This window comes from Georgenia satyanarayanai, from assembly GCF_009193135.1.
GTDB classification, from domain to species: Bacteria; Actinomycetota; Actinomycetes; order Actinomycetales; family Actinomycetaceae; genus Oceanitalea; species Oceanitalea satyanarayanai.
This window is the reverse complement of record NZ_VUKC01000016.1, coordinates 46868-72476: the sequence shown is the minus strand read 5'-3', so window position 1 is coordinate 72476 and position 25609 is coordinate 46868. Positions and strand designations below refer to the sequence as shown.

At 70.0% G+C, this 25609-nt stretch carries 23 protein-coding genes and 1 pseudogene; 14 read left to right on the top strand and 10 right to left on the bottom strand.

Going from position 1 to position 25609, the window contains the following annotated elements:
• Positions 1-289 precede the first annotated feature (289 nt).
• Positions 290-604 (top strand): hypothetical protein, encoded by a 315-nt coding sequence (locus GD632_RS14010; RefSeq protein WP_152192832.1) that lies wholly within the window; start codon positions 290-292, stop codon positions 602-604.
• Positions 605-855: 251 nt separating this feature from the next.
• Positions 856-1356 (top strand): hypothetical protein, encoded by a 501-nt coding sequence (locus tag GD632_RS14005; protein WP_152192831.1) that lies wholly within the window; start codon positions 856-858, stop codon positions 1354-1356.
• A 319-nt stretch (positions 1357-1675) separates the two neighbouring features.
• On the opposite strand, the gene GD632_RS14000 is transcribed toward GD632_RS14005, so the two are convergent.
• Positions 1676-2131 carry a hypothetical protein gene (locus tag GD632_RS14000; protein ID WP_152192830.1) on the bottom strand — a complete coding sequence of 152 codons (456 nt, stop codon included), beginning with the start codon at positions 2129-2131 and terminating at the stop codon, positions 1676-1678.
• Between the two features lie 1754 nt (positions 2132-3885).
• Between GD632_RS14000 and GD632_RS13995 the strand changes: the two genes are divergently transcribed.
• The 3 genes from GD632_RS13995 to GD632_RS13985 all read left to right on the top strand — a co-directional run bounded on the left by GD632_RS13995 (position 3886) and on the right by GD632_RS13985 (position 6015).
• Positions 3886-4329 carry a hypothetical protein gene (locus tag GD632_RS13995; RefSeq protein ID WP_152192829.1) on the top strand — a complete coding sequence of 148 codons (444 nt, stop codon included), beginning with the start codon at positions 3886-3888 and terminating at the stop codon, positions 4327-4329.
• Positions 4330-4372: 43 nt separating this feature from the next.
• A complete protein-coding gene (locus tag GD632_RS13990) occupies positions 4373-5347 on the top strand; it encodes a PDDEXK family nuclease (RefSeq protein WP_152192828.1) in 975 nt (324 codons plus the stop codon).
• A gap of 371 nt (positions 5348-5718) precedes the next feature.
• Positions 5719-6015: a hypothetical protein gene (locus tag GD632_RS13985; protein WP_152192827.1), complete on the top strand. Its 297-nt coding sequence runs from the start codon at positions 5719-5721 to the stop codon at positions 6013-6015.
• A 52-nt stretch (positions 6016-6067) separates the two neighbouring features.
• Here GD632_RS13985 and GD632_RS16285 read toward each other — a convergent pair.
• A pseudogene (locus tag GD632_RS16285) lies at positions 6068-6196 on the bottom strand (IS3 family transposase); the annotation flags it as partial.
• 119 nt (positions 6197-6315) lie between these two features.
• Positions 6316-6732: a hypothetical protein gene (locus GD632_RS13980; protein ID WP_152192826.1), complete on the bottom strand. Its 417-nt coding sequence runs from the start codon at positions 6730-6732 to the stop codon at positions 6316-6318.
• Between the two features lie 514 nt (positions 6733-7246).
• Between GD632_RS13980 and GD632_RS13975 the strand changes: the two genes are divergently transcribed.
• The 4 genes from GD632_RS13975 to GD632_RS13955 all read left to right on the top strand — a co-directional run bounded on the left by GD632_RS13975 (position 7247) and on the right by GD632_RS13955 (position 11121).
• Positions 7247-7807, top strand: coding sequence for a hypothetical protein (locus GD632_RS13975; protein ID WP_152192825.1), 561 nt, complete (start codon positions 7247-7249; stop codon positions 7805-7807).
• A 679-nt stretch (positions 7808-8486) separates the two neighbouring features.
• The gene (locus GD632_RS13965; RefSeq protein ID WP_152192838.1) at positions 8487-8753 is read left to right on the top strand and encodes a hypothetical protein; all 267 of its coding nucleotides are present in this window, start codon (positions 8487-8489) and stop codon (positions 8751-8753) included.
• 260 nt (positions 8754-9013) lie between these two features.
• Positions 9014-10603, top strand: coding sequence for a P-loop NTPase family protein (locus GD632_RS13960; protein ID WP_152192823.1), 1590 nt, complete (start codon positions 9014-9016; stop codon positions 10601-10603).
• Between the two features lie 377 nt (positions 10604-10980).
• Entirely contained in the window at positions 10981-11121 is a 141-nt protein-coding gene (locus tag GD632_RS13955; RefSeq protein WP_193311491.1) for a WCX domain-containing protein, read from the top strand.
• Here GD632_RS13955 and GD632_RS13950 read toward each other — a convergent pair.
• Both GD632_RS13950 and GD632_RS13945 read right to left on the bottom strand, forming a co-directional pair.
• Entirely contained in the window at positions 11103-11597 is a 495-nt protein-coding gene (locus GD632_RS13950; protein WP_152192822.1) for a pyridoxamine 5'-phosphate oxidase family protein, read from the bottom strand. The two genes, GD632_RS13955 and GD632_RS13950, sit on opposite strands and share 19 nt — an antisense overlap.
• Before the next feature lie 468 nt (positions 11598-12065).
• The gene (locus GD632_RS13945; protein WP_152192821.1) at positions 12066-13034 is read right to left on the bottom strand and encodes a helix-turn-helix transcriptional regulator; all 969 of its coding nucleotides are present in this window, start codon (positions 13032-13034) and stop codon (positions 12066-12068) included.
• Between the two features lie 71 nt (positions 13035-13105).
• On the opposite strand from GD632_RS13945, the gene GD632_RS13940 reads away from it, so the two are divergent.
• The 3 genes from GD632_RS13940 to GD632_RS13930 are packed head-to-tail and all read left to right on the top strand — an operon-like array spanning position 13106 to position 18161.
• Positions 13106-14146: an ATP-binding cassette domain-containing protein gene (locus GD632_RS13940; protein ID WP_193311492.1), complete on the top strand. Its 1041-nt coding sequence runs from the start codon at positions 13106-13108 to the stop codon at positions 14144-14146.
• On the top strand, positions 14143-14898 hold the full coding sequence (locus tag GD632_RS13935) for an ABC transporter permease (RefSeq protein WP_152192819.1): 756 nt from the start codon (positions 14143-14145) through the stop codon (positions 14896-14898). The genes GD632_RS13940 and GD632_RS13935 overlap by 4 nt, the downstream gene beginning before the upstream one ends.
• Positions 14899-14927: 29 nt before the next feature.
• A complete protein-coding gene (locus tag GD632_RS13930; protein WP_152192818.1) occupies positions 14928-18161 on the top strand; it encodes a DEAD/DEAH box helicase in 3234 nt (1077 codons plus the stop codon).
• Between the two features lie 10 nt (positions 18162-18171).
• On the opposite strand, the gene GD632_RS13925 is transcribed toward GD632_RS13930, so the two are convergent.
• Positions 18172-18618: an HIT family protein gene (locus GD632_RS13925; RefSeq protein WP_152192817.1), complete on the bottom strand. Its 447-nt coding sequence runs from the start codon at positions 18616-18618 to the stop codon at positions 18172-18174.
• A 47-nt stretch (positions 18619-18665) separates the two neighbouring features.
• On the opposite strand from GD632_RS13925, the gene GD632_RS13920 reads away from it, so the two are divergent.
• Positions 18666-19130 (top strand): MarR family winged helix-turn-helix transcriptional regulator, encoded by a 465-nt coding sequence (locus tag GD632_RS13920; RefSeq protein WP_226924882.1) that lies wholly within the window; start codon positions 18666-18668, stop codon positions 19128-19130.
• Positions 19131-19134: 4 nt separating this feature from the next.
• Here GD632_RS13920 and GD632_RS13915 read toward each other — a convergent pair whose 3' ends face one another.
• The 3 genes from GD632_RS13915 to GD632_RS16060 are packed head-to-tail and all read right to left on the bottom strand — an operon-like array spanning position 19135 to position 22408.
• A complete protein-coding gene (locus tag GD632_RS13915) occupies positions 19135-19818 on the bottom strand; it encodes a metal-dependent transcriptional regulator (RefSeq protein ID WP_226924881.1) in 684 nt (227 codons plus the stop codon).
• Positions 19815-20522 carry a vitamin K epoxide reductase family protein gene (locus GD632_RS13910; protein WP_152192815.1) on the bottom strand — a complete coding sequence of 236 codons (708 nt, stop codon included), beginning with the start codon at positions 20520-20522 and terminating at the stop codon, positions 19815-19817. The genes GD632_RS13915 and GD632_RS13910 overlap by 4 nt, the downstream gene beginning before the upstream one ends.
• On the bottom strand, positions 20519-22408 hold the full coding sequence (locus GD632_RS16060) for a metallophosphoesterase family protein (protein ID WP_193311490.1): 1890 nt from the start codon (positions 22406-22408) through the stop codon (positions 20519-20521). Before GD632_RS16060 ends, GD632_RS13910 begins: the two co-directional genes overlap by 4 nt.
• 88 nt (positions 22409-22496) lie before the next feature.
• Between GD632_RS16060 and GD632_RS13900 the strand changes: the two genes are divergently transcribed.
• A complete protein-coding gene (locus GD632_RS13900) occupies positions 22497-23972 on the top strand; it encodes a glutamate--cysteine ligase family protein (protein ID WP_152192814.1) in 1476 nt (491 codons plus the stop codon).
• A 115-nt stretch (positions 23973-24087) separates the two neighbouring features.
• Here the strand turns inward: GD632_RS13900 and GD632_RS13895 are convergent, their stop codons facing one another.
• Positions 24088-25608 carry a gluconokinase gene (locus GD632_RS13895; RefSeq protein ID WP_226924880.1) on the bottom strand — a complete coding sequence of 507 codons (1521 nt, stop codon included), beginning with the start codon at positions 25606-25608 and terminating at the stop codon, positions 24088-24090.
• Between the last annotated feature and the right edge of the window lies 1 nt (position 25609).

The window sequence follows — 25609 nt, the reverse complement described above, 5'->3', positions numbered from 1 at the left end:
CCGACCAGGCACCCACTGCCGGGGTCGTACTCCTCGGACAGGAGCCCGAGGTCGCTGGAGTACACGACGAACAGGTCGAGGAAGTCCTCCTCGATGCGGGCGACCATCCGAGCACGGCGCGCGCTGCCGGAGTCCCTCGTGCGGATCCTCTATCGCGGCTCTACGCCACCAGCCGTGACGGCGTCCGTGGTCTAGTGCAACGCAGCGCGGCCCGGTGTCCCCCTACGGCAGAGCCGGCGCTGTTCCGCTGGGCCTGCGGCGAAGCTGTTCCTCGGTGCAAGGATGAGGCATGCGCCAGCAGCACCGAGACTTCGAAGCAGGCGAGCTGCAGGCTCTCCTGAGTCGTGTCGCAGCAGTCAACTCACCGATAGCCGATAGTGACGCCCAAGATAGTCAGGCCGACGCGTGGGCGGGCCTCCAGGAGTTGCAGGCGACGATCGCGGGCTGGGCCAGCCGCAAGGCGGGTAGCTGGCGGCCCGACGATGACAAGGCCTTCGCCGCCGCGCGCGGCCACCTGGCGCGACCGGGCGTCCGCGCCCTCATAGGCGACCGCCGAGCCGACTTCGACCGCGTCCTCACTGTCCTGTACGACCGCTTGTGTTGACGGTTCGCCGCCTCCTTCCATGCGTTTACACGCGTTCCGAGAGGCATAGCGTGCCATCCCGCGGCGAGATCCCTCCACGGCATGAGCAGGCTCCGCTCGCATCAGGTCCGAACTGCAGACGGCGCTCGAGCTTGGGACTCATCGAGAAGCGACGAATCTGGGCGGTACCGTGCGTCACGGGTTCTGCGCTATGGCCGATGACTACGGCGAGTGTCGGGGCAGCACGTCTTCGCAACGTTGGGAGTGGTCAAGTGGGTGAGCCCGGCAGGCATGCCGCACCTCGCGGCGACCGATCCCGCGGGCTGGCTCAGACGTTCAGTGCTGTCCGTCATGTGTGGTTCAGAGTTCCATTCATCGAGCTTGCAGCAGTCTGGCTGCTGCGTCGACGAGTCGGCATCTACGAGTACGACTTAGAGCCGTTCCTAGACTTCTGGCGAGGTAGGCGGATGGCAGATCCAGTTCGGATCCATCACCTGTTGCTGGTGGGGCCGTGGATGTTTGCCTTCGTCGTCACTCTCGGCTTCCAGCTCGTAGCCGCCGGCGTCGGACACACTGTCGGTGTATCGGGGCTCGACGAGGGCTATCCATGGGCGTACCTCTACACCCTCATTCCCTTGGCTGTCATCTATCACCTGGCGTGTGCGTTGCTCGCCGGTCGAGGACATCACCAGGGCGCGTGGCGATGGACATCCAGCTTCCCCGTAGAGGTCACTCTCATCCTTGTTTCCATACCCATATCGGCTTACGGGTAGATGAGCGGTGCACCTCCTGCATTCATCGCTCCTCGAGCGACGAACCGCCTCCCCGCGGCGCCCGTTCGCCAGCTGTCGGCGACGGCGTGCGCCAGTCGCAGGTAATCCCGGTCTGGGACCCGCGCGGCGCCGTGCAGCGGCTCGGGAACGGGGGCGATGACGTTCCGCAGGGGATCCCGCCACGGACGCCTCACCGGCACGGTAACCGGCAGCAGGATCGAGCAAGAGTCGCGAAGGGGCGCAGCCTTCGCGCAGCGGACCTGTGGCAGGAGGGTTCAACATCGTCGACGGACACGAGCGCGATCTGCGGCTGAGTAGGTCAAGGCAGGAGGTGGAGGCCGACGAGGGAGAGGATGGCGCCCGCAAGCCATGGGACCGCGTACACCGCCGTGCCGCGGCGATCCTTCGTGACTGCGGACGACCGGTCCCGGCTGTCTCGCACGTCCGAGCCCTTGACCGCTTGCACGCCAGCGACCTGTTTGCCGCCAAGCCGCATAGCTGCGGACCGCTCCGCCGCGACCAGGTAGATGCGCTCTCCGGTGATAAGGGACAGACTCGGGATGATGCGCTCATCGATGTCCAAGACGTTCGCGGTGTGGAATGTCCACGTGCAGAAGGGGTTCACGACGCGCACCCACGTGGCAGCCTTAATTTCGATACGTACCCTGATGAGGGCCGCGCCTACTGTGGCGAGCAGACAAAGGCCGGCCGTAGCCAGGGCGCACTCGAGCACGGTCATGCGCTCGTCAGGCGGGAGGTCCTCGTAGATGCGCATCATCCATGGGTCGGCAAGGATGAAAAGGCAAGCACTCATCAGTATGAGCACGAAACCGGAGACATAATTGCTCCCGTTCCTGACGACCTTAGTTCTCTCGTCACGCCCACTTCTGCTTACCCTTGTCACGCGCACTTCCTCGAGATGGAACTATAAGTTGCGCTCATTCCTGAGAACGTCCGCGTCCTTGCTGGGCTCGACGTTCGACAGGTCGTCACATTGAGCCTCGTCTTCCGCATGCGACCGACTTTACAGCGGCCGGTGGGAAGGCCTGGCGCAGCGCGAACTCGCAGCGGCATCTTCGTGAGAACTCCTCAGATCGAGAGCCGGGGGAACTGGACACCGACTGGTTAGCGTCTGCGCGAGCAAGGGCGACACTGGATCGAGGCCATGGGCGCCGACCGTCCCGCAAGCCGAACCCGAATCGACGGCGCGACGCACGCCAGCGAGATGCGGAGGGACATGTCCCGCGGGGGATCCTTCAATCGAGCGCGAGTCACGCACCTTGCTCGGCAGTCGACGAGGCGCATAGTGCGTCGCTGGCACGCGTTGTACGTATCGTCAGCGCCGAGGCTTCACATCCGCGTCCCACCAAGCGCGGAGCTCGGATGCGAAGTGGACGTCGTCACCGCCGGGCTCCAGCCCATAGTGGTCACGCAACTCGGCGCTGATGCGCGCCGCAATCTCGTCCGCTGGCCTGTGGTGTCCGAGGAGGTTGACGACGGGCCCGAGTAGGCAGTCCCACTCGTCGTCCGGCTGCTCGGCCGGGGCATGGCTCCCAGCCGAGGCCCAGGCGTTGAGCCGTCGCCTCACCTCGTCGATCCGCCGCTGAGTGGCTCGTCGTTGCTGGCGACAGGGTGCCTCCTCGCTCGCGGATAGCTCCATGCTCACAGGACCCTATTGGTGGCCGCCAGCAGGGGTGAGTCCGGGCCGAGGGACTGTCTCAGCGAAGGATCCCCCATCGGCGCGTGTCTCCCTCCGATTTGCGGCGACATAAATGCTTGAGGCGTAGGCCTCGTGGTGAGATGTGTGCATGAGGGATACGTGGTTTCCGGGTCAGGCGGCGGGCCGCCTGGAGGAGGCGACGCTCATTGCCCTGCGCGGGATCTGTGCCGCAACCGGGTTGCAGGGCGCACGACGAGAAGACACCACGGCGTCGACACCCGAAGGCTGGCCACTAGTGCTATCCGTGCGAATCCCCGAGCTCCGCGCGGCTCCAGGCGACCCTTATCTTCAGGTGGGAGTGGTCTTCTCCGATGACGAGGTTGAGGTCCTCGGCGGCTGGGAGACCTTCGAATGGGTGCTCGATAGTGGGGTCGACCTGTTGCATCTTGCTCCTGAGCCTCAGCCTGGACCCGTCGCGTCAGCGGTCCACGCCTGGATCGAGGACCAGCTCGCCCGACCGGTCCTACAGGACGAATGGACAACCTTCACTGGCAGGATCCGCCGATCATGGCACTTCGGTGACACCGGAAGCGAAATCATGGGTGACCTCGGGACTAGATGGCTAGCGGCTCGCCGCAAACCTGATCGAGTCGTGCGATTGCGGTGAGCGGCCGGACTGTCGCAGCACCATAGTCGCGCCGATATCCCTCGAGAGGCACGTGCCGGCCGAGCGCGCCTAGATCGGCGTCCCGCGCGCGGATCCCACGGTGGGATCGGCTCTACGACATCTTCCTGTCGACGGACCTCTGCTCGAGACTCCGCTTCCCCTTCCAGGCCGATACCGTGCCAGCGTGGATCATGACGGTGCGATGAGCGAGGACATCGACGAGCGACCCAGCAGGCTGACCGACGATCGGGTCAGCGAGTTGGCCTCCGCCTATGTCAGCGACCTACGCGCTGGAGCGCACCACCCTGACGAGTGGGGCGCCCGGGACACTTGGCAGGAGGTCGAGGACTACCTCGCCTACAGTCCCGACCCGCTTCGTCTTCTCGATGTGATCCTCGAGCTGGACAGTGGAGACGATGAGGTGACCGAGGACGTTGGTCTCGGGTGGCTCGTCGGTCTCCTCGACCGTCGAGACATCTGGGATGATCTCGACGAGCGCTGTCGGAAGGATCCGAGGTGGGCCGCAGCGGCACGATACTCGTTCACGGACGACCACACCGCTGCTCAGCTTCCCGCTCACTTGGCGTCCTTGGTCCCCGCCTTCGATCCCGACTTCAGGCGCCCAGGATCCGGAACTCGTCGTTGAGCGCACATGCGGCGGCGCACACGACACTGGCAAGGTGGGGTCTATGGGCATTCATGGCGGCATGGCTCGCCTCACGTACGGCAAGTTGTCCCAGGCCTGGCGAGGCGAGGCGGCCGACTTCACACCGTTGCTCGCCGAGCAGCTCGACCTTATCGGCGAGACGATAGACGTCGATCTCGCGGCTGCCGGCCAGTATGAGGTGCCCACCGCTGGGTCCCGGCGGATCGACATCGTAGCGAGTGGCGCAGACGGCACAGAGTTTGTCATTGAGAATCAGTACGGGAGGGCCGATCACGATCACCTCACACGCGGGCTGGCCTACGCCGTTGCCAGACGCGCCCGCGGGCTCATTGTGGTCGCCGAGCAACATCGAGACGAGTTCCGTGCAGTAGCTCAGTACCTCAATGACCTGGCGGAGTATGACAAGGATCGCGGTATCGCGGTCTGGTTAGTTGAGGCGAGGGCGGTGCGCATCGGGGACAGCCCCTGGGCGCCACTGTTCACAGCCGTGGTCGAGCCGAACGCCTTCACCACGGTCGTCGAGCAAGGCAAGCAGACGACTGGAGAACTGAAGGAACCGCAGTTCTGGAAAGCAGTAGCGGATGCTCCGCAGGTTCGCTCCGCCGTCGAACAGTTGCTCGAGGTTTGGGCCGCGGACGGGTACCGACGTCGCTTCGAGCCGAACCACGTCGTGCTAGAGGCGCCGGGCCCCTCGACCAGCGGCATCAGGACGGTCATCGTCCTTTACGCGGACGGCAGGATCATGGTTCCGTTTAGTGCCTATGCAGGTCTCAACAGTGGCTACCCGATCCCGGAACTGACCACCGATCAGTTTAGGCGAAGCGCAGATGAGATGTTCGGCTTCACTCCCGGTCAGAAACTCGCTCGAAACGCCCCAGGCTGGCTAACGCCCGTACACGTACCCGCCGTATTGCAGTTCGCACGGTCAGTTGCGCGGGCGTACTCCGCCACCGCTTACTCCGCGACGCAACCCGACGACACCGTCAGCGAGCAGTGAGAGGCAAGCGATGTCCGGCCATCTCGCGAAGCGGGCTCACGGCCCGCTGAGGGATCCCCTGCGGGACGAGGCTAATCTCCACGTCGAGGAGGACGGCGAGCTCGGCGTGACCCGCGGCCGGTTCGTCCTACGAAGCGCTTTCAGCGCGGTCCAGCAAAGCGCCAGAAGAAGAGCGGGTAACAATATGGCGTCCGCGGTCCGACTCGACTCCGACGGGGAGTGGAGGATGGCAGGCTGGCAGCATGCGGACCGTCGCGTGGAGTGCCCAAGCATCGTGGTTGACGCTGGCCGCGGCGGCCATCGCGCTCACTGGGTGCTCTTCGTTTGCCACGCCTCCAGAGGCGGACCCAGAGTCGCCAGCGTCCTCCTATGTGAGAACGAGCCGCTGGGGCGAGGGTGACACCGCACTTCTCGAGGGCACCGTCGCATTAGAGAACGGCTGCCTCACAGTGATCGATGACGCTGACCAGGTCATCGTGCCAGTCTTCCCAACCGACTTCAGCTGGGATGACGAAGCTGGCGAACTCTCCGGATTCGGCCATACGTTCTCTGCGGGCGACTCTGTTTCCCTGGTCGGCGGATACCACCAGAGGCCGCCTTCGTCGAGCGCTGAGCACATTCCGAGTGGCTGCGAAGGTGATCAGTACTTCATGGTGTACTCGGCCTGAGGACTGCGCGCTCAGCACAGGGGTCTGCTGCACGGATAGGTGACAGGTTGGGTCACGCAGCCTGGGTGGCTGGCGTGGTCATGATGGTCTCGTACTCGATGGGGGTCAACCGGCCGAGGGCGTCCTGTCGTCGACGGCGGTGGTAGGTCCTTTCGATCCAGGTGACGATCCTCCACCGGATGCAGGACGACAGCGGGGTCATTGCGCGCCTGTCCCGTAGGAGGGCGAGCGTTGCGGTGCGCCCGACGCAACTGATCTGGTCCGCAGAGGCTGAACCCGCTTCGTGCTGAGCGCCGGCACTCACGCCGAATACACCATGAAGTACTGGGCACCACCTTCACAGCCGCTCGGAATGTACTCAGCGCTCGAAGGAGGCGCGTCGTGGTAACCGCCTCCCATTGATGCAGGCTCGCCTACGGAGAACGTATGGCCGAATCCAGTAATCTCACCGGCATCCGCGTCCCAAGCGAAATCGGTCGGAAAGACGGGCACGATGATCTGGCCTGCATCATCGACCACCGTGAGACAGCTGTTCTCGAGTGTCACTGTGCCCTCGAGGAGCGCGGCATCGCCCTCTCCCCAGTCGCTTGTCCTCACATAGGAGGCCGCTGGCGAATCGGTGTCCGCCTCTGGAGGTGTCGTCGATGAGGCGCACGCAGTAAGCCCGATCGCTGCCACGGCCAGCGCCAGCCACGGCGATATGGCACTGATCTTCATCCAGCCAGACTGTCAGCCTTCGTGCCCGTCAGGAGTCGAGTCAGCGCGCTGACACCAGATTGTTACTCGCGCCCCGTCAGCGGCTTGCACGACCAGCGCCGAAGCGCTCCGTAAGCGGAACCCGCGCGGCACCGTGCAGGCGGCTCGGGACTGGCGAGCCCTGCGGCCGGAGCGCGACTGGTTCGTCTATCGGGACGGTCGAACGAGCACAGAGGCTCGCCCCGAGCAACCTCGCGCCCGTCAAGACTCCCAGCGCCGATGTGGCCCCCTTCGCTCCTGCGACGGCAACGGATCGGCAGCTGGCCTGCATGTAGCGTCGGCACTCATTGAGGCTGAGCCGCTGGAGGCGGCGACTTAGGGCAAGCCCCGAACGTTCATTGAGGAAGGACAGGGACCGACGGTGAGGCGACTTCCAGACTCGGCGGCCAGCGCCCATGGGTCGGCCGGGAGTGAGCGGCGGTACCTGATTGGACCCCCACGACTTCCTATTGTTGTGTCCGGGTTGTGCAGTGGATTGATCACCACCATCGCCGTTTCGGTAACGCCAGTTAATTGGCAGCTCTCCTATGCCAGCTACGTCGGACGCATGGCGTTCCTTGGCGTTGCGCTCTGGATGCTGGTCAGCGTAGTGACCATGCGAGTATCCGTCGACCGCGCGACGATGCTCGTCATCAACGGGATTTCGATCGTCACGTTCCAGCGAGGCGACATACTCGAGGTCACAAGCCATAACGGCGTCACTATCACTACGCGGTCAGGTTATCGCTGCACTTCCGGGGCGTACGGTTCTTCAAATTTCCAGGGTTTTCGACCGAGCGCTCGTTACGAGCGAATCGCGAGCAATATCCGCACCTGGGCGAGCTCAGGCGATACGGGACGCGATGTCGTGGCAGCGCGCCACGATGTCGGCGCAGCGCACGACGAGAGGCGGTCTTCGCGTCGTGCAGTTCGGAAACCGCCGTGGCGGCCGCGCCCGATGCTCACAGTGGGCCTCCCTGCCTTCTTGCTAGTTACACAACTCCTTGGCCTCCTCCTGTGGGTGGCTTCAGAGCAGCTGTACGACTACCTGGGATGAATAGCCCTTTGAGCAGGGTGGTGATGGCGTATTGCGGCGGCGGACCGGGGGGACGGGCACCCCAGGGTTAGGTTTCGGCCGACGCCGACGCCGACGCCGACGCCGATGAAGTCGAGGACGCAAGGAGCCCCATGTGCGGCTATAGCCGCGCAACCCGAGTGTCCCGAAGGAGGATCCTCAGCGGGGACGTCACCACCGACCGCCTGAGCCATGTGCGCTTCGCCGAGGCAAGTTTCCCCATGGGGTGGCGGAGACTGCCGCAGACCACCGGGCGACGCAGTCCACAGCAGGACTACAGCCGTGTCATTAGCGGCAACTAGACTTCCTACCAAGAGCACCGAAGCCCCGAACACTCGGGGTGGAGCGCTCAGGGCCTGGCGTCTAGTTGCCGAACTAGGACCCCGACTCTAGCCGCTTCGTGCGCAGTGCTCGCAAATGGGCGACGGCCCAGGACGGGGGCGAGCCCCATGGCACGCACCGCAAGTAGGAGCGCCCGCACGGGGCGCTTTGTGAAGGGTTCGACCGCGCGTCGAAGCCCTCGGACCACGTCGACCGAGAGGATCGGCCGGGGCACGTCAAACAAGACGACCGTCCACCGCTCCACCATCACCGGACGGTTCGTCAAGGAGTCCACGGCCCAGCGCCACCCCAGCACGACGATCAGTCAGCGGGTGTGACCATGGCCTCGGGTTTCAGATTCGACTCCGGTAAGTGGGAGCGGGAGCTGAAGAAGATGGCGGAGGGAGCCGTCCAGGACATCGCCTCTGACTATCAGCAGATGTTCGACTCGCTCTTGCGCCGGTACAAGGGTCGGCACGTCTCCGAGGTCAAGCCGGTGCTCCGGCGCGAGTGGGCTCGGGTCGGAGGGTCGATTTCCGATCCAGAGTTGACCGACTACGCGACACTCATCAGCGAGGGCACTCGTATCGAGTTGCGCGTCAAGTAGCGGTCCGAGGTCGGGGTGCAGCGGCGAGGGGAAGCCTTCCGCTGCACCCCGACTGGTTCGGGTGACACTGGAGTCCACGGCGGGCATCGGTCTACGCGTCCTCACCGGGACGCTCGCCGGGGAGGATCGGTCGCTGGGTCGCTCTGGAGGTGCGGGATCGGCTCGCGGAGCGACCCGGCGCGTGAATGAGCGGCTGCGACAAGGCGGCCCCTCCGGAGCCGAGTGGGCACGGTTTGTCTGCGTGCATGGGAACATGCTTTGTGACTACGAGCTATCCCGGGATCAGGTTTCCAGTCCGAGCCGAGATGTTGGGCGACTTCCAGAGCTACCGGGTCTTCCTCGACCCTTGGGAGCCGATCGCAGAGGAGCTTAGGCAGCGCTGGGAGCCCCTGTCGAACCGCGGTGAGACGAGCATTCTGGCGATCTACGGGCCGCAGGGCGCCGGAAAGACGCTGCTGACGAAGAAGTTGGTCGAAGACTTCCAGATCTCGCGCCCCGGCAACGCGCACGCTGATGAGAACAACATGTGGCACCGCGTCGTCGGGCGGGATGGCAAGCGCCTCAACCTCGACCTCATTAAGGAGAAGACCGCCAAGACCGTCCTGGAGGAGATCGAGAACAAGACCTCGTGGGTGGCCGACGCTGGCCGCGTCCTCGCCGGCCAGGCGGACAGGGCCTGTGTCCTCCTCGCCGACAACGCGGAGCGCGGCTACTTCCGCCAGGGGCTCGTCGAAATGACCGACGTCGAATTCATGTCCTTGAACGACAGTGAGGGCCTCAACAGGCTCGCCGCCCAGCGCTTGGTGGAGCACATGAGGGGCGACCTCAAGGGCTCGATGCTCGTGCTGCTCAGCAACGATGACCTGTTCCTCCTGGCCCTTCAGGAGCAGGTCGACCTCCAGCAGAAGCACCTGATGGAGATCGTGCCGCTGCGGCTGCCCGACGCCCCCACCAAGGAGACAATCATCCGGGTCAACACGAACCGGCTGAACCCCGTGACCTACTGGTCCAGCATCGACCAGGGGACGAACGACGACCGCGAGGAGCTCAAGCGGGCGCTGGAGGGCGAGTCCACCTTCCCCGACTCGTTCATGGCGGTGGACAAGGCGTCGAGGAGCCGGACCGGTCGCCCGGCAAAGCGGAACGTCATCACGCTCATCGCGCTCGCCAACACTCACCGGGCGGCGGACGTCGGCGTGCAGGGCTTCGCAGACGTCAAGCGGACCGAGATCGAGCACGAGTGGATGTCCGCGCACCTCTTCGAGGAGGGGTGGGCGCCCGCGGAGATGGACGGCCGTGAACGCACCCTCCTTGAGTCCGAGTGGGTGCTCCGGGTCGTGACCCTGGGCCAGCCCTTCGTCCGCAGCCTCCTCGACGCCGGTGGCGACCCCAGGCCGGCGGAGCACTGGGCCGCGGTCAGCGGCCTCCTCAACGCCCTGAAGACCTTCCAGGGGCCGGGCACGAAGCCGCCGGCGCGGGCGCAGTACACGGCGGGCCTCCAAGCGATGGTAGACACATGGCCTGCCTCGGCGCGGGACCTCTCCCCGTTCTGGGGCGCCGGTCAGCCCCGGGCTGGGGCCTACGAGACCGCGCTGAAGGAACTTCTGCCCGGCTACAACACCCGGGCCGACGGGTTCCTGGGCGTGCGTCCGGATTTCGTCGTGAGCCCGTTCAAGCCGTGCTCCGTGACGTCGGCGTTGAATGACACCAACGAGGCGATCAGGCGCGCGATCCGGCGAGAGGCCCACGTCTTTGAGTTCACCGCTCTCGCCCAGCCGACGGCCGCTGGAATCCGGACCTACCTCAAGGACAAGCTCCCCAACTATGGCCAGGTGACTCAGGAGCAGTAGCCCAGCACATCGGCATGATCGCACGTTTCGGATCCTGTCCGGAGTCGTCCCGCAAGAGCAACCGTCAACGGGACAGAACCTCGCGCCGCACGCCCCAAAGGTGACCCCGTGCCCCGTCTCGCGCAGACCTGCCCGGTAGCGATCCCGCAAGACCTGTCCGGTGGTGTGCCCTATGGGGGTCCGCCGTAGGGGAAGCTGCGCCACAGGCTTTTTGAATCGAGCACTTCTGGCTGTTCTCGACTTGTCTGGATACACGCGACCGCTGTTCGCGCCTGCAGCCATTGCCCCGGGCCATCGGCGTGGGGGAAGTCCAGCGCGTGCGCGATCTGGCCCCCCGCGGTGAGCATGTCGAGGTAGAACGGGTTGAAGTCCGTGGGATGGCACACCTGAGCCTCTCGACCGCCGAGCAGCTCGCCGGCTGGGGCGCCGCGGTCGAGGTCATCGAACCTGAGACCGTCAGGCGAGAGCTCGCGCGCCTCGGGTCCGGGCTCGTGGAGCGCTACGGCGTGAAGCGGTAGGTCGTCTGTCCGTGGGGGTCCTTGGCGAAGGCGAGCACCCGTTCCGGGCGCACGCGGAGGACCCACGCGGGGCCACCGGGTGAAGCGAAGCCCTCTCCGTCGGCCTCGAAGCGCCACGCCTCCCCGTACTTGGCGAGGAAGGCCTCCGCGACGGCGGTGAGCGCCTCGCGCACGCGAGCGGCCCGGCCCTCGATGACGACGTCGGTGCCCCGCGCCCAGTCGTTGCGGCCCGTGGTCACCGCGACCGCCCCGGTGTGCTCGAGGTTGCGAGCCTTCTGCTCCTGCGCGCCGGTCACCACGCACAGCCCGTCCCCGTGCCACACGCCGACCACCGGGGTGACGTGAGGCCGGCCGTCGCGGCGCACCGAGGTGAACCAGTAGAGCTCGGCGTCGCGCAGCGTCTCGAGCGTGCGCTCCCAGGGCAGCGCGTCGGCGTCCGGGGCGCTGAAGCGGGGGTCGAAGGTCGTCGTCGGCATCGGTCCTCCTCGGTCGGGGTGGGTGACTACTGACCGCGTCCTGGCCGCGGAGTCATCGCGCAGACATGGGAAGGGCCCGGCACGCCGTAGCGTGCCGGGCCCGGGGCGCGGGCGGTCATACGCGTGGCAGTGACGCGTTGCGCACGACCGCGCGCGGCCCGACTCCCGCCCAGCGTCCCCGGCGGGCCCGCAGGACGCGGGTGGCCGGACGGCGCTGGAGGTGGACATAGTCCGCGAGCGGCATTCCCATGGCGCTGGCGGACATGTCGCCGAGCATGAGGGACGACATGACTTACCCCTGACTCTTCTCGTGGTGGAGTCCCCCGGAGGGGACGACGGCATGGCCCGGTGCCCGGGCAGGGATCGCGCGACCTCGTCGTCGGGATCCCAGCGGCGACGAGGCCTGCTACGCGAGCAGTCGGTTGGCCATGACGAGAACCCTGCCAGGGGCCCTCGCAGGGGCGCCACTCATTTATCGGCGCCCTCGGTCGCCGCGGTGAGCCGCCTGCCGAAGGCGGCGAGGGCGCGCACCGTCTCCTCCGTCCCGCTCACGGTCCACGTGACGTCGGGCGGGATCCACGCCGGCCCGTAGACGAGGTCGGCGAGCGAGCCACCTGCCACCGGCCAGTCCGTCCCTCCCGCCTCGTTCGGCGTGGCCCCGGTGGACCAGACCCCGAAGTGCGTACGCATCTCCTCCAGGGTGAGGTCGAGGTGGACCACCGCCTCGAGCGGGTAGGTCTGGCTGTCCGTGTCGGTCGCCAGGATCAGCTCGGAGGGGTCGTCCACGGGGAGCTCGCGCGGCGCGGTCCGCACTCCGGTGCGCAGCAGCCGCGAGAGGCGGTCGAGCCGGAAGGTGCGCCAGTCCTCGCGCTCGAGGTCCCAGCACACGAGGTACCACCGCGGCCCGTTGGACACGAGCGTGTGCGGCTCGACGTGCCGCGAGCTCTCGACGTCCCGGCCGGTGACGTAGGAGAAGCGGACCCGCTCGTGGTCGCGGCACGCGAGCGCCAGCTCGGCGACGACGTCGGGGTCCACCGCCCTCCCCCGCCCACCCGCCGGCACCGCGTACTCCTGGAGCGCGGCCACCCGCCGGCGCAGGTGCGGGGCGAGCATCTGCTCGAGCTTGACGAGAGCGCTCAGCGCGGTGTGCTCCCCCAGCCCCTGGACGGCCGCGACGCGCAGGCCGACGGCGATGGCGACGGCCTCGTCGTCGTCGAGGAGGAGCGGGGGCAGTCGGCTGCCCGCCTCGAGCCGGTACCCACCGTCGAGCCCGGGCCGGGCGCTGACCTCGTAGCCGAGCTCACGCAGGCGCTCGACGTCGCGGCGCAGCGTGCGCGCACTGATCCCCAGCCGCTCCCGGAGCTCACGCCCGGACCAGGACCGGTGGGTCTGCAGGAGCGAGAGCAGGCGCAGGGCCCGCGCGGTGGGGTCGGACATAGCGACAATCTACGGGTCAATGCGGCCAGGATCTGGCCGCATCGGCTCGTAGCGTCCTCGCCATGACTCCGATCATCAGCACCCAGGGGCTCACCAAGACCTTCCACCGCAAGGGCGGTGAGGAGGTCGTCGCGGTCAGCGACCTCACGATGGACGTCGAGCCCGGCTCCCTCACCGCCTTCCTCGGGCCGAACGGGGCCGGCAAGTCGACGTCCTTGCGCATGCTCACCACGCTCCTGCCGCCCACGAGCGGCCAGGCCACCGTGTGCGGCTTCGACATCACGAGGCAGCAGGCCGACGTGCGTCGGTCCATCGGCTACATCGGCCAGAAGAACGGCGCGGCCCAGTACTACCGGGTCCGCGACGAGCTCGTCTCCCAGGGCGCCTTCTACGGGCTGGGCCGCGTCGAGCGGCGCCGGCGTGCCGACGAGCTCATGGAGATCCTCGGCCTCACCGAGCTCGCGACCCGCACGACGATGACTCTCTCCGGCGGCCAGCGCAGGCGCGTCGACATCGCCCTGGGCCTCGTCCCCGCCCCGCGGCTCCTCTTCCTCGACGAGCCGTCCACCGGCCTGGACCCGCAGTCCCGGTCCCACCTGTGGGACCACATCCTCACGCTGCGCGAGCGCTACGGCATGACGCTGCTCCTCACCACCCACTACCTCGACGAGGCGGACCGCTTCGCCGAGCGGGTGATGATCGTCGACCAGGGCCGGCTCATCGCCGACGACACCTCCGCCCGGCTCAAGGCGAACCTCGCCGGGGACCGCATCGTCCTCACCGTCGTGGGCACCCACCCCGACGCCGGCGCCCTCGCCACCCTGCGCCGCGTCGCCGCCCGCGGCGACGACGTCGAGCAGACGCCCGTCGCGGCGCCGGAGGGCGCGGCGGTGCGGTACGCCGTCGTCGTCGACCACGGCGACCGGGTGCTGCCGGGACTTCTCGCCGACCTCGCGGCGGGTGGCCACCGGGTCCTTGCCGCCGAGCTCCACCAGCCCACCCTCGACGACGTCTTCCTCCGGCTGACCGGTCGCAGCCTGCGCGAGGAGCAGGTCACCGCCGACGCCGACACCCCAGCCCAGCCCGCCCTCACCCCCGGAGGCCCCCAGTGAGCACCGTCGTCACCGACACCCGCAACGTCCTGGTCCGTGAGCTGTGGCCGGTGCTGCGCGACCCCTTCAGCGTCATCTTCTCCCTGCTCCAGCCCCTCGTCTTCCTCGCCTTCTTCGGCCCGCTGCTCAGCGGGATGACGGGCCTGCCGCTCGCCGAGTCCTTCCAGTGGTTCGTCCCGGGCATCATCGTCATGAGCACGCTCTTCGGCACCGCGATGGCCGGGTCCAACCTCCTCTTCGAGCTCCAGTCCGGCTCCCACGAACGGATGCTCGTCACGCCCGTCGCGCGCTCGGCGCTCATGGTGGGCCGGGCGCTCAAGGAGATGGTGCCCCTGGCCGTGCAGGCGGTCGTCATCACGCTCGTCGCCGCGATCTTCGGCTTCCGGCCCCACCTGCCGGGGATGGCGCTCGGGCTCGTCGTGCTCGCGGCCTTCGGGATCGGCCTTGGTGCGCTCAGCTACTCCCTCGGCATCGCCGCCCGGGAGCGGGACTGGATGTTCTGGGCGGTCCAGCAGGCGCTCATCTTCCCGCTCATGATCCTCTCGGGGATGCTGCTGCCGCTGGAGGCGGCACCGCGGTGGATGCAGGTGCTCGCCCAGCTCAACCCGCTCACCTACCTCGTGGAGGCCGAGCGCGCGCTGTTCAACGGGCAGCTCGGGGAGGCCGCGGTGTGGCAGGGCGCACTGGCGGCCGCGGTGCTCGCGGCGGTCGGCCTCACGGTGGGGATCAGGATGATGAGGCGCAGCATCTGAGTGTCGGGGGCCGCGGTTACCGTAGGCGGGTGGACCTGACCGAGAGCGACGTGCGGGCGCTGCAGAACCTCACGCTCCCGGACCACGCCACCCTCGGGCAGTGGTTCGACCACGGCACGGTCGAGCGCGGCACCGACTACGCCCGGCGCGGGATGGTCCAGCGCCTCCACGTCGACCCGGACGAGCGGGCCCTGTTCGCCACGGTCCGCGGCAGCGCCGGCGCCTCCTACCAGTGCTTCGTCGTCCTCTACCCCGGCGCGCAGGTCTCGGTCCACTGCACCTGCCCGGTGCGGGTGGGTTGCAAGCACGGGGTCGCCGTCGTCGTCGCGGCCCGGGAGGCGAGCGTCCACGGCGTGCGTCCCGCCTGGGAGCGCGCCCTGGACGACGCCGTCACCGACGCCGGCTCCGGCAGCGGGGACCCGCTCGGGCTCCAGCTCGAGCGCGTCGTCGCACGCGGCGCCGCCGCGGCGGCGGCCGGGCGGAGCGCCGCCCGGGTGCGCATGGCACCGGTGACGCCCGGCGCCAAGGGCCAGTGGGTGCGCACCGGCGTGAGCTGGCAGACCGTGCGCTGGACGTGGAGCCGCTACGTCCCGGCCCACGCCGAGGCGCTGCGCGCGCTCATCGCCTCCCACCCCCACGCCTACGGCACCCACGTCTTCCTCGACGAGCTGGGCCCGGCCGTGTGGCCGTTGCTGCAGCAGGTGGTCGACGCCGGCGTCGCGCTCGTGCCCCACCGCAGCGTCAAGGGCGAGGTCACGCTCAGCAGCACGCCGGCCGACGTCACGCTCGACGTCACCGCCCACCCGATCCAGGACGGTGTGCGCGTGGCCCCGTCGGTCCGCGTGGCCGGGCGCACGGTCGGGGCGCACGCCGTCGCCTTCGTCGGCCACCCGGTGCACGGGGTGGCCGTGAGCGACGGCGGCCTCGTCCTCGCCCCGCTCGCCCGCCCGCTCCCGCTGGGCGCCTCCGAGCTCGTCACCGGCGAGCCGCTCCACATCCCGCCCGACGGCGTCGACCGGTTCCGCCGCGACTTCTACCCGCGGCTGCGCCGGCTGCTGCCCGTGCGCTCCCCCGACGACGCCGTCGCCCTGCCCGAGGTCCTCGCCCCCGTCCTCGTCCTCGCCGTCGAGCACCTGCCCGGGTTCGTCGTCCGCCTCGCCTGGTCCTTCCGGTACCAGGCCGGGGACACGGTCGTCGACCTGCCCGTCGGTACCGACGACGACGCCGCTCCCTCGCCCGAGTGGGTGCGCGACCACGCGAGCGAGCGTCGCCTGCTCGCCGGTCTCGAGCTGCCCGCCGACCTCCCCCAGCTCGCGGCGCCGCCGCCCTCGCCGGGCCCCGCGCCGGTCGCCGAGCTGAGCCGGCTCGACGCCGCCCGGTTCACCGAGGAGGGCCTGGACCGGTTGCGCCACGCGAACCCCGCCGTCGTCGTCGAGGTGAGCGGTGAGGTGCCCGACTACCGGCACGTCGACGCCGCACCGACCATCTCGCTCACCGCCACCGACTCCCCCCAGGGTGACTGGTTCGACCTCGAGGTGGCCGTCGAGCTCGAGGGCGAGCCGGTGCCCTTCGGCCACCTCTTCCGCGCCCTGGCCACGGGCGAGCGTCACCTCTTCCTCCCGTCCGGGAGCTACGTCAGCCTCGACCGGCCCGAGCTCGACCAGCTGCGCGAGCTCATCACCGAGGCGGGCGGGCTCCACGACGAGGAGTCCGGCACGCTGCGGGTCACCGCCTACCAGGCCGACCTGTGGCAGGAGCTCGTCACGCTCGGTGTCGTCGCCGAGCAGAGCGAGCGGTGGCGGCGCACGGTCGAGGCGCTCGTCTCCGGCCCCCCGCCCGGGGAGGTCGCCCTCCCCACCGGGCTGCGCGCCGAGCTGCGCTCCTACCAGCGCGAGGGCTACGAGTGGATCTCAACCCTCTGGGACGCCGGGCTGGGCGGGATCCTCGCCGACGACATGGGCCTGGGCAAGACCCTGCAGACCCTCGCCGCCGTCCAGCGCGCCAAGGAGACCGGCCGGCTCGACGCGCCCGTGCTCGTCGTCGCCCCCACCTCGGTGGTGGGCGGCTGGGCGAGCGAGGCGGCCCGCTTCACCCCCGAGCTCAGCGTGCAGACGGTCGAGCAGACCGCCGCCAAGGCCAGGGTCCCGCTCGCCGAGCACGTGGCGGGGGCCGACGTCGTCGTCACCTCATACGCGCTGCTGCGGCTGGACTTCCCCTCCTACGACGCGCTGGACTGGTCGGTGCTCGTCCTCGACGAGGCGCAGATGGTGAAGAACCACCAGGCCAAGACCCACGTGTGCGCGCGCAGGATCGCCGCGCCGGTCAAGCTCGCGATCTCCGGCACCCCGCTGGAGAACAGCCTCATGGACCTGTGGGCGCTGCTGTCCATCACCGCGCCGGGCCTCTTCCCCGACCCGCGCGACTTCACCGTCGCCTACCGCACGCCCATCGAGCGGGAGCGCGACTCCGCCGCCCTGGACCGGCTGCGCCGCCGCACCCGGCCCTTCATCCGCCGTCGCACCAAGGAGGAGGTGGCCCAGGAGCTGCCCCCCAAGCAGGAGCAGGTCCTCACCGTCCCGCTGACCGCGCGACACCGGAAGATCTACGACACCCACCTGGCCCGGGAGCGCCGCAAGATCCTCGGCCTCGTCGACGACATGGACAAGAACCGCTTCACGATCTTCCGGTCCCTCACGCTGCTGCGGCAGCTCGCCCTGGCGCCCGGGCTCGTCGACCCGGACTACGAGGGCGTGGGCTCGAGCAAGGCCGAGGCGTTCCTCGAGCAGCTCGCCGAGCTCGTCTCCGAGGGCCACCGGGCGCTCGTCTTCAGCCAGTTCACCGGGTACCTCGGGCTCGTGCGGGAGCGGCTCGAGCAGCAGGGCATCGACTACTGCTACCTCGACGGCAGCACCCGGGGCCGCGCCGCGCGCATCCGGGAGTTCAAGGAGGGGCAGGCGCCGGTCTTCCTCATCTCGCTCAAGGCCGGCGGGGTGGGGCTCAACCTCACCGAGGCGGACTACTGCTTCATGCTCGACCCGTGGTGGAACCCCGCGGTGGAGGAGCAGGCGATCGACCGCACGCACCGCATCGGGCAGGACCGCACCGTCATGGTCTACCGGATGGTCGCCGAGGGGACGATCGAGGAGAAGGTCATGGCCCTGGCCGAGCGCAAGCGGGAGCTCGCCGGGCGGGTCCTCGCCGGGGGGACCACCGCCGCCTCGGCCCCGTTGTCCGCGGCCGACGTCCGCGAGCTGCTGGCCTGAGGCGCGCCGCTCAGAGCTCGGAGGAGGTGAGCGAGCGGGGCACGCGCGCGCCGTGCCCGGCCTCGCGCAGCGCCTCGCGCAGCCGCTCCGCGGCGGCGTCGAGCTCCTCCGGTGCCACGTCCTGGCGGGCGCGGTCCAGGCGCAGCGCAGTCTCGTCCCACGCCGGCAGCACATGCACGTGCAGGTGCGGCACCTCGAAACCGGCCACCATGACGGCGGCGCGTGGCGCGTCCCACGCCGCCCGCTGCGCGCGCCCGATCGTGGCCGCGACGACCGCGAGGTGGGCGACGAGCCCGTCCGGTGCGTCGGTCAGCTGATCCACCTCCTGACGTGGGACGACGAGCACGTGGCCGTCCGTGACGGGGGCGATGGTGGTGAAGGCGACGCACTCGTCGTCGGCCCAGACGAAACGTCCGGGGATCTCCCCGGCGATGATCCTGCTGAAGACGGTGCTCATGGCGCCAGCGTATCGACCACTACGATCGGTGGGACGAAAGGGAGCAGGTGCCAGCACAGGACGAGCGCGGAACCTCCACGCGGACGGCCGCCGAGGCGTGGGAGGAGCTCTTCCGGGCCCAGGTGACCCTCATGCGGCGCTTCGAGGCCGGCGACGACTTCGCCCCGCTCACCTCGCGGGAGTACGACGTCCTCTTCCAGCTCAGCCTCGGTGAGAACCGGGCGATGCGGATGCGCGACCTGGCCGCGCTCATCCTCCTGTCCCAGCCCAGCCTCAGCCGCATGGTCGACCGCCTCAGTGCCCGGGGGCTCCTCGAGCGGCGGGCGGTGCCGGGTGACGCCCGCGGCGTCGTCGTCGCGCTCACCGAGGAGGGGCTGCGGCTGCAGCGGGAGATCGGTCGCCACCACGTGCGCTCGATCCGCCGCTACGTCGGTGGGGCGCTCGACGAGGACGAGCTGCGCACCCTGCAGCACCTGGCGCACAAGCTGCGCACCGCCCAGCGCCACCTCTGACGGCTCAGGCGGTGACCCACACGGCGGCGACGGCGGGGTCGCCGAGCTCGACCGCGTCCCCCTCGGACTCCCCGGGCGGGGTGACGGTGAAGAGCGTCGTCCCGACGTAGGGCCGGGCCTCGACGACGGCGACGTGCGCGTCCAGGCTCACCCCGACCTCGGCGAGGTGGCGCAGCACCTGTGGCTCGGCGTCGGAGATCCGCACGACCCGGCCGCCCTCCCCCGCCGGGGTCTGCGCGAGCGGACGGGTGGGCGGCAGGGTGACCTCCCCACCCACCGTGGGGATGGGGTCGCCGTGCGGGTCGCGGACGGGGTGTCCGAGGAGCCGGTCGATCCGCTCGACGAGGAGGTCGGAGACAGCGTGCTCGAGGACCTCCGCCTCGTCGTGGACCTCGTCCCAGCCGTAACCGAGGTGCTCGACGAGGAGCGTCTCGATGAGGCGGTGACGGCGCACCATCGCCAGCGCCGCCTGCCGGCCGCGGCCGGTGAGGGAGATGCCGCCGTACCGCTCGTGGTGGACCAGGCCCTCGTCCGCGAGGCGCCGGACGGTCTCCGAGGCGGTGGACGCCGAGACCCCCATCCGGGCTGCCAGCGCGCTGACGCTCGTGGCGGGCCCGCCCCACTCCACCGCGGCGTAGATCGCCTTGAGGTAGTCCTGGGTGACGTTCGAGGTGGGCAGCTGACTCACAGGATCAGCATCCACTGGTCCCAGAAGACGACGCCGATGAGGAGGAGGACGACGGCGTACCACACCGTGATGACCAGGGCGCGGTCCTGGACGAGGAAGCGTCGCAGGCCCTCGGGGGCAGGCAGGTGGCGGCCCTGGAGGCCGCGGGCCCAGACGTTGACGACGATCGGGATCGTCACCGCCCACACGACGAGGCAGTAGGGGCACAGGCCGCGCAGGTTGGTGAAGGCCTGGTACTGGAACCACGTGATCCACACGGCGGCGAGGACGGAGCCGGCCATGAGGAGCACCCAGTAGACGCGCGGGAGCCGGCCACCGCCGAGGAGCGCGACGCCGGTGGCGGTGACGACCGCGAAACCGATCGTCCCGAGGACGGCGTTGGGCGGGCCGAGCACCGACGCCTGCCACGACAGGACGAACTTCCCGCAGCCGATGAGGGGGTTGATGTCACAGCCGAGCGCGGCGTCCGGGTCACGCAGGAGCTTCTGCGTGGACAGGATGAGCATGACCGAGGCCCACGTGCCGAGCGCACCACCGATGGTGAGGAGCCAGGCCAGGCCGCGGTTGCCACCGCCGGCGAGCTGGTGCTCGGTGGGACGGGCGGGGTCGAGGGCAGCGAGGGCCTCCTCCTCGGCGAGGAGCTCGTCGTCGGTGAGGGCGTCGTCGTCCGCGGTGACGTCCCCTGCCCGCTGCTGCTGGCTCATCTGCGCTCCGTTCCCGCGGTCTGCCCCGCGTCGGTCGGGTCCTCGCTGGGCCCGGTCGTCCCAGTATCGCCGCTCACGGTCACCGAGTCAGCAGGGTCGGGGAAGCGGTACCAGCGCCCCAGCGCGACGGTGGTGTCGGTGCCGACCGTGACCACCCGGTAGTCGAGGGGGCGGCCACTGGCCGCGTCGACCCGTAGCACGGTCATCTCCGCGGGGCCGTTGAGCGGCCCGACGGTCGCGCCGCCGGACGCGCCGGCGGTGCTCGCGCTGACGTACCGCGTGCCGGCGCCGTGGACCTCGGGCCCCACGCGCCGGTGCCAGTGTCCCGACAGTGCGAGCGGCACGCAGCCCTGCTCGAGTGCGGGCAGTGCGGCGCGGGGGTCGTGGACGAGGAGGAGGTCGGCCCGGTCGGCGGAGCAGGCCTCCTCGGCGAGCCGCTCCCCCATCTCCGGCACCGACTCGTCACGCTCGGGCCGGGTGCCCTCACCCACGGCGGTGAGCGTGGGGTCGGTGTCACCGAGGATGCGCACGCCCTCGATCTCGACGACGTCCCCACCAAGGACGACGTACCCGGCGTCGCGCATCTGCTCCGCGGTGATGACGGAGTCGTGGTTCCCGGTGGACACGACCATGGGGACGTCGTCGGGAATCTCGCCGGCGAAGGCGTTGACGCAGTAGGACTCAACCGCCGTGCCGCTCATCACGGTGTCGCCCGCGTCGAGGAGCGCGCTCGCCCCGCTCAGCCGGGCGGCGGTCGCGATGACCGAGGCCATCCCGACGTTGCAGTGGAGGTCGCTGACGAGCAGGAAGGTCACCGGCTCCACCCGCGCGGGCGGTGCGGTGGCCGTGTCCGCGGCGGGGGCGGCGGTGGCGTCGTCGGTGGGGGCGTCGGCGCCGGTGGGGGCGTCGGTGGGGACGTCGTCGCCGGTCACGGCGTCGTCGCCAGCGGGGGCGTCCGTGCCGGTCGCGGCGTCGTCGCCAGCGGGGGCGTCCGTGCCGGTGGAGGCGTCGGCGGGGGCAGCGTCGTCCGTGGCGGTGTCGGTCGGTGCAGGGCTCACGATCGGGATGCCGGGCGGACGGGTGGGCGCACGGTCCTGGGCGTAGGCGGCCTCGAGGTTCTCGGTGACCGAGGCGTAGAAGGCCTCGTTCTCCTCGTAGGCCTCCACGAGGTAGCCCCCGTAGGTGTCGATGATCTGGGCCATCCGGCCGGTCATCCGCAGGTTCTCCATCGGCGTGCCGGCGAGCGCACCGATGGTCGTCCCCGGCGCGGGACGGTCGCGCACGGTCATGGCCGTGGGCACCGCGACGAGCGCGACGACGACGACGGCGGCGAGCGGCGCCACTCCCGGACGGCGCAGCGCGTGGGCGACCTCGCGGCGCAGCAGGCCGCGGGAGGCGAGCCGCGCTCCGGCGACGACGAGGAGGACGGACCCTGCGACGATCGCCGCGCGGCCCAGGGCGTCTCGGACCAGGGCGGCGACGGCGTCGGCGATGACGGCGTCGGGGTGGGACACGACCTGCGCGTAGGCGGCGAGGTCACCGGCCAGGCCGGTGGCGGGGCTGGCCGGCACGGCCGCCAGCTCGGCCGGGATCTCCTGGACCACGACCTCGACGCCGAGGGGCCACGGCATCGGGGAGTCGACGAGGACCGCGCCGAGCGGTCCGAGGTCGACGACGATCTCGTGCTGGGCGGTGATCTCGTAGTGGGCGACGTGCGGGCCGAGGGAGGAGTCGGTCGAGGCGGTGAGCACGCCGACGACACCGGAGACGAGCGCCGTGGCGAGGAGAAGGAGGCTGGTGCGGATGACGCGTCGCGTCGTCGTCGTCTGCCGGTGCCACCACGGCCACCGCTGCCGGGGCGTCCCGCCCTGCTCGTCGTCGTCCATCCCCACCATTGTCGCTCAGCGGCGAGCACGTGCCGAGCGGCGCGTCTTGTGGTTCGCTCACCAGCGACGTCGAGAGAAGGGTGCAGGCGTGGGCGAGGACATCTCCGGGACGACCTTCACGCGCGCGGACCACGCGAAGTACCGCGCCAAGGTCCGCCGGTGCCTGGACACGCTCGAGGCGATGCTCGACGCGGGCGTCTTCGTCGAGGACGAGTGGCGCACCGGGCTGGAGATCGAGCTCGGCCTCGCCGGCCCGGACATGCGGCCCTTCCACCGCAACGCCGAGGTGCTCGAGCGCATCGCCGACCCGCTCTACCAGACCGAGCTGGGCAAGTTCACCATCGAGCTCAACGTCGAGCCGCGGCGCATCGACGGCCAGTCCCTCGAGCAGCTCGAGGCGGCGCTGCGGCGCAACCTCAACCGCGCACGGGACCGCGCCGGGGACGCCGGCGCCGAGCTCGTCATGGTGGGGATCCTGCCGACCCTGCCGGCGCCGCCCGCCGGGCGCGGCTGGTTCACCGACAGCGACCGCTACGTCGCGCTGGACGAGGCGATCATGAACTCGCGGCGCGAGGACATCACGCTACGCATCGGCGGCCCGGAGCCGCTGTCACTGACGATGGACTCGATCATCGCCGAGGCCGCGTGCACCTCCACCCAGCTCCACCTCCAGGTGACCCCCCGGCGCTACGCCGACTACTGGAACGCCTCGCAGCTGCTCGCCGGCCCCCAGCTCGTCATGGGCGCCAACTCGCCCTTCCTCTTCGGCCACCACCTCCAGGCCGAGACGCGTGTGGAGACGTTCCTCCAGGCGACCGACACCCGCTCGGTCGAGCTGCGCAACCAGGGGGTGCGGCCGCGGGTGTTCTTCGGGGACCGGTGGATCACGTCGATCTTCGACCTCTTCGAGGAGAACGTCCGCTACTTCCCCGCGCTGCTGCCCGTGAGCAGCGACGAGGACCCGGCCGCCGTCCTCGCGGCCGGGGGCACGCCGTCGCTGGCCGAGCTACGGCTGCACAACGGGACGGTCTACCGGTGGAACCGGCCCATCTACGACGTCCAGGACGGCCGCCCGCACCTGCGGGTGGAGAACCGGGTGCTGCCCGCCGGGCCGAGCGTCGTCGACACCCTCGCCAACGCGGCCTTCTTCTACGGGATGGTCGTCGAGCTCGTCACCGACGAGCGGCCGCTGTGGTCACGGATGTCCTTCGACGCGGCGCGGGAGAACTTCGGGGCAGCCGCCCGCTACGGCATCGACGCCCGGCTGTACTGGCCGGGTCTCGGTGAGGTGTCCGGCACCGAGCTGGTCCTCGACACGCTGCTGCCGATGGCCGCACGCGGCCTGGAGCGGCTCGGCGTCGACGGCCCGGTCGCGGGGAAGTACCTCGACATCATCGAGGCGCGCGCCCGCCTGCGGCGCAACGGCGCCACCTGGCAGGTGGAGGCCGTCAAGGCCTACGAGGCGCGCGGCAAGGACCGCCGCGACGCCCTGCACCTCATGCTCGCGGACTACGTCCGTGCGATGCACGGCGGCGCCCCGGTCCACACTTGGCCCCTCCCCTGACACCCCCCGAACTTACGCAATTGGTCGGCTGACCGACGCGCCGGACGCGATAACCGTCAGTCAACCGACCAATTGCGCAGGTTGTGGGGGGGGCGGGGGCGGCGGCGGCGGGGGGCTAGAGGCGGGGTTGGGTTTCTAGCGTCTCCAGGTAGGACTGGAGCTCGTCGTAGGCGCCGAGGAGGTGGGCCGCTCGGGCGCGGAGGCCGGAGTAGGTGAGGCGGTCCGCCTCGGAGACGCCGATCGGGTCGGCGACCTCCCCGGCCGGGCTGAGCAGCTCGAGCCCGGCCGCGAGGGAGTCGACCTGGCGGGTGGCGTACAGCGCGAGGATCGCCGAGCCGAGCGCCGAGCCCTCGGCGTCGTCCGTCGGGACCAGCGGACGGCCGATGGTCGCCGCCATGACCTGGCGCCACAGGTCCGCACGGAACACCCCGCCGGTGCACCGCACCTCGGTGACGGGCGTGACGGTGTCGAGGACGTCGACGAGGCTCGACATCTGCAGCGCCACGCCCTCGATCGCCGCGCGGATGAAGTGGCCCCGCCCGTGGGCGTGCCGCACCCCGAGGTAGGAGCCGGTGAGCTCGGGGTCCCACAGCGGGGCCCGCTCGCCGAGGAGGTACGGCAGCATGATGAGACCGTCGCTGCCGGCCGGGACGGCGCTGGCCATGGCCATGACCTGGATGTCGCGCAGCGGCCCGGCGGGCACGTCGGGGGCGTACACCTCACCCGCCCAGCGGGCCACCACTCCCCCGTTGCTGATCGCCGCGCCGACCACCCACGCGTCGTCCGTCAGGGCGTAGCAGAACAGGCGCCCGTCCTCGTCGAGCTTGGGCTCCTCGACGACGGTCCGCACCGCGCCGCTCGTGCCCATCGACAGGCCGGCGATCCCGGGCTCGATCGCCCCGGTGCCGAGGTTGCCGAGCGGGCCGTCGGTCGCACCCGTGTTGACGGGGATCCCCGCGGGCAGGCCGACGCGGCCGCCCGCCTCGCGGGACAGCTCGAGCAGCGCCGTCGTCGGGAGCACCTCGGGCAGCTGCTCGCGGCGCACCCCGGCCAGCTCGAGGGAGGAGTCGGCCCACGTGCGGGTGGACAGGTCGAGCAGCCCGGAGGCCGAGGCGGTGGACAGCTCGGTGACGACCCGGCCGGTGAGGTGGAGCAGGACGAGGTCCTTGAGCCCGATCCAGCGGTGCGCGCGGGAGGCGGTGGGCTGGTCGTGCCGGGCGAACCACATGAGCTTGACCAGCGGGCTCATCGGGTGGACCGGGGTGCCCGAGAGGTGGAGGAGCTCGCGCCCGCGGCCCGCGGCGCGCAGCTCGGCCGCCTCGGCGTGGGCACGCGTGTCCGCCCACGTGATGATGTCGGTGACCGGCCGCAGGTCCTCGTCCAGACCGACGAGCCCGTGCATCGCCGATCCGACGCCGATGACGTCGATGGCGCTGCCCGCGCAGGCCGCGACGACCTCGGCCAGCGCGCCGTCGACGGCGTCGAGCACCATCTTCGGGTCCTGCACCTGCCAGCGGGGCTGCGGCTCGGCGAGCCGGTACTCACGGAAGGCGGCGATGCGCCAGCCCGAGGCGGTGTCCACGGCGATGACCTTGGCGGTCGTCGTGCCGACGTCGATGCCGATGACGACGCCCATG